The sequence below is a fragment of the Staphylococcus sp. EG-SA-2 genome (assembly GCF_017152085.1).
Window position 1 is genome coordinate 1 of sequence record NZ_JACYHC010000553.1, and the last position, 3,250, is coordinate 3,250.

Here is a 3,250-nt window from a genome sequence, read left to right on the forward strand (position 1 = left end):
AAGTTACGCTCATCTAAAATGAGTTGTTCAGATTTGTATTTTGCGCTTCTAGTAGCTTGAATAGTGAGCGTATTATTATTGAAATCGATACTAATATCTTCTTTATTTACACCTGCTAGTTCAGCTTCTAAGTAATATAATTCGTCTGTTTCATATATATTCGTTACAAATGAAGGTGTTGAAAAGTAATTAAATACTTGTTTACCTAAATCTTTAAATGTATCACTTGGATTACCGTTAAAAAAGTTTTGATTCTCGAATTGATTGAAGTTCAATATCATCACTTCCATTATAGAAATTTGTATTACAAAGCCATTATATGAGTAGTATTAAAAAAGATAAAGTAAAAGGGGAGATAAAAAAGTTATAAATGGGTAGATTTGTGCCTGATAAGGAATCAGGGCAAAAGAACTGAGCATCGAGATTTATACAAGCAATAAAGATAATGAATAAACATAGCGATGCATACTTCTGCCCATCACCTTATGATAGGGAGTTACTTTCTGTCGGAATAGTCAAAATTTTTAGAAACAAAATTCCGCAAATTATTAATTATATCTGATGCTTCTCGTTCTGAAATGTTGAATTCATTAAAGACCTTAACAGAAATTTCAGCAAGAGGGCTTTTTATTGCTTTACCTTGTTCTGTTAGAGAAATTTGTAGGTTTCTTTCATCTTTCTCTTCACGTGTTCGAACAACGTAATCTTTCTTTTCTAATTTCTTTAGTAATGGTGTCAGTGTTCCAGAATCTAAGAATACACGTTCACCTAATTTTTTGATGTTAAGTTTTTCATCATTTTCAATCGCCATTAAAACAATGTAACCAGTATAGGTTAAATCATATTCCTTAAGATAGTTTGTGTATTTTTTAATTATTTCTTTTGAAGAAACATAAAATAAAAAACACAACTGCTTGCTAAGATAGCTGTTTTCTACATACATCCAATCACTCCTTGTTAAAATAAACAATATTATGAAGTGTAATAGTTGTCAAGTACTGATTTCATCGCAATTATTGAATTGTCTATAATTGAATTTAAATGTTAAATAATGCAAAATATATCGATATCTTAGTATTTTCATCGGTAATTACTGATATGACTGATTTTTTAAATTGAAAAAAATGTAATTGTATCATCCTTAATTGTTAAAAGTAGTCAATTATTTTGATAGATAGTAAAATAAAATTTGTTATTAAATTTTTTAAAAGCATCGTGTATGTAATTCGATTTCTATAATAATATTGAGAATAAAAAAATTTGTTACAATCTGGTAAAAACTCTTTATTAAATAAATTGATTCGTTCATACTGAATAGATAAGCAAAAAGGAGTTACATAATGAAGAAGAAAAAAAACGCGATTAAAGTTATCATTATATTATTTATTTCATTAATTGTTGCAGTAGCATTTTTCTTTGGTCTGAAAACATATCAAGGCCATAAGAATATTCAACTAATTGACAGTTACTTGGAAGAGAAAAATCTAAAAGATAAAATTAAATCAGAAAAAACAGAGTATAGTGCTAAAAAAGGTCTCTTCTATAAGGAAGTTACGTTTAAAGATGAACCTGGTGTAACTTATGTTGTGCAACCAATCAGTACTAATAAAGGATTATTTGTTGAAGGCTTTGATACAGAGACTAAGAAAAGTTTGAAAACTGCAAAGCATAAATATTTCAATCAAAATTATAAACCATCAAAATAGTGAAACGTTAAACTGGTGAAACAGTTTAGTGCCTTCAATTTTAATTATTTGAGGTAAACAGTTTTTGTATGGAAATTAGTGATTTTTGACATCTATAAAAGATAAATATTTTAATTTTTTATAGATAATTATCAATTTTCTGATATAATTGAGTGATGTCAGATGAAGGGGAGTTTGTACTATGGCTCTATTCAAGAGAAAAATTAGCCTACCTATGCAAGTTGTTATTGCATTAGTGTTAGGTGTTGTCGTAGGACTTTTATTATATGGACAAGAAAACGTAGCAAATTACATTAAACCATTTGGTGACGTATTTTTAAATTTAATTAAAATGATCGTTATACCAGTTGTATTTTGCTCACTAGCGCTTTCTATTTCGAACGTTGGGGAATCGAAAACTGTAGGGCGTTATGGCTGGAAAACAATTTTATACTTTGAAATTATTACAACAATCGCAATAGGTTTAGGGATTATCTTCGGTAACCTATTTAAACCAGGTGCTGGATTAGACCCAACAAAATTACCTAAAGGTGATATTTCTAAATATCAATCAACTGCACATGCAGCAGAACAATCTACATATGGAAATCATTTTATTGATACCATTGTACATATTATTCCGACAAACTTTTTTGAAGCTTTAAATAAGGGTGAATTATTACCTATTATCTTCTTCGCAGTATTCTTTGGATTAGGATTAGCTGCTGTAGGTAAAAAAGCAGAACCAGTTAAAGAATTTTTAAGCGGATCGCTTGAAGCTGTGTTCTGGATGATTAATAAAATTTTAAAATTAGCACCACTTGGAGTGTTTGCATTCATTTGTACTACAATTATTACATTTGGTGCATCCGCATTATTACCACTATTAAAATTAGTATTAGTTGTTGTCTTTGCAATGGTGTTCTTTGTATTCGCTATACTAGGACTAGTTGCATGGATGTGTGGTATTAATATCATGAATATTATTAGAATCTTGAAAAGTGAATTGCTTTTAGCATTTTCTACATCAAGTTCGGAAGCTGTACTTCCTGTAATGATGAAGAAAATGGAAAACTTCGGTTCTCCAAAAGAAATTACTTCTTTTGTTATACCAATTGGTTATACGTTTAACTTAGACGGATCAGCACTTTATCAATCTATTGCAGCATTATTCGTTGCACAGATGTATGGAATGCACTTAACATTATCAGAGCAAATTGTGTTGATGTTAACATTAATGATTACGTCTAAAGGTATGGCGGCAGTACCAGGAACTTCAATCGTTGTTTTATTAACAACATTAGGTGCCATGGGCTTACCGGCACAAGGTTTAGCATTAATTATTGGTGTTGACCGTATCTTAGATATGGTACGTACATGTGTAAACGTTATTGGTAACGCATTATCAACAATCGTTATAGCTAAATGGGAAAACGTATATGACAAAGCAAAAGGTCAAGAATATTTAAAATCAATTTAAAAAATACTATCTGACATTTAAAGCCCCTTACAACCTTTGGTTGTTAGGGGCTTTTATGCATGCGCAAAAGCGCAGGCGAACCGAA

General features: G+C 29.9%; 4 protein-coding genes. 2 read left to right on the top strand and 2 right to left on the bottom strand.

Translation table 11 applies throughout. The features are described from left to right. Together IDG60_RS09335 and IDG60_RS09340 are read right to left on the bottom strand one after the other, a co-directional pair. The coding region (locus IDG60_RS09335; protein WP_206160646.1) for an Hsp20/alpha crystallin family protein at positions 1-281 on the bottom strand (281 nt) is incomplete at its 3' end. A gap of 215 nt (positions 282-496) precedes the next feature. Further along, a complete protein-coding gene (locus tag IDG60_RS09340; RefSeq protein ID WP_000289215.1) occupies positions 497-943 on the bottom strand; it encodes a MarR family winged helix-turn-helix transcriptional regulator in 447 nt (148 codons plus the stop codon). Positions 944-1,340: 397 nt separating this feature from the next. Between IDG60_RS09340 and IDG60_RS09345 the strand changes: the two genes are divergently transcribed. Further along, entirely contained in the window at positions 1,341-1,706 is a 366-nt protein-coding gene (locus IDG60_RS09345) for a DUF3139 domain-containing protein (RefSeq protein WP_000727537.1), read from the top strand. A gap of 181 nt (positions 1,707-1,887) precedes the next feature. Next, positions 1,888-3,165, top strand: a complete 1,278-nt coding sequence (locus tag IDG60_RS09350; protein WP_001173165.1) for a cation:dicarboxylate symporter family transporter — start codon at positions 1,888-1,890, stop codon at positions 3,163-3,165. Positions 3,166-3,250: the final 85 nt, after the last annotated feature.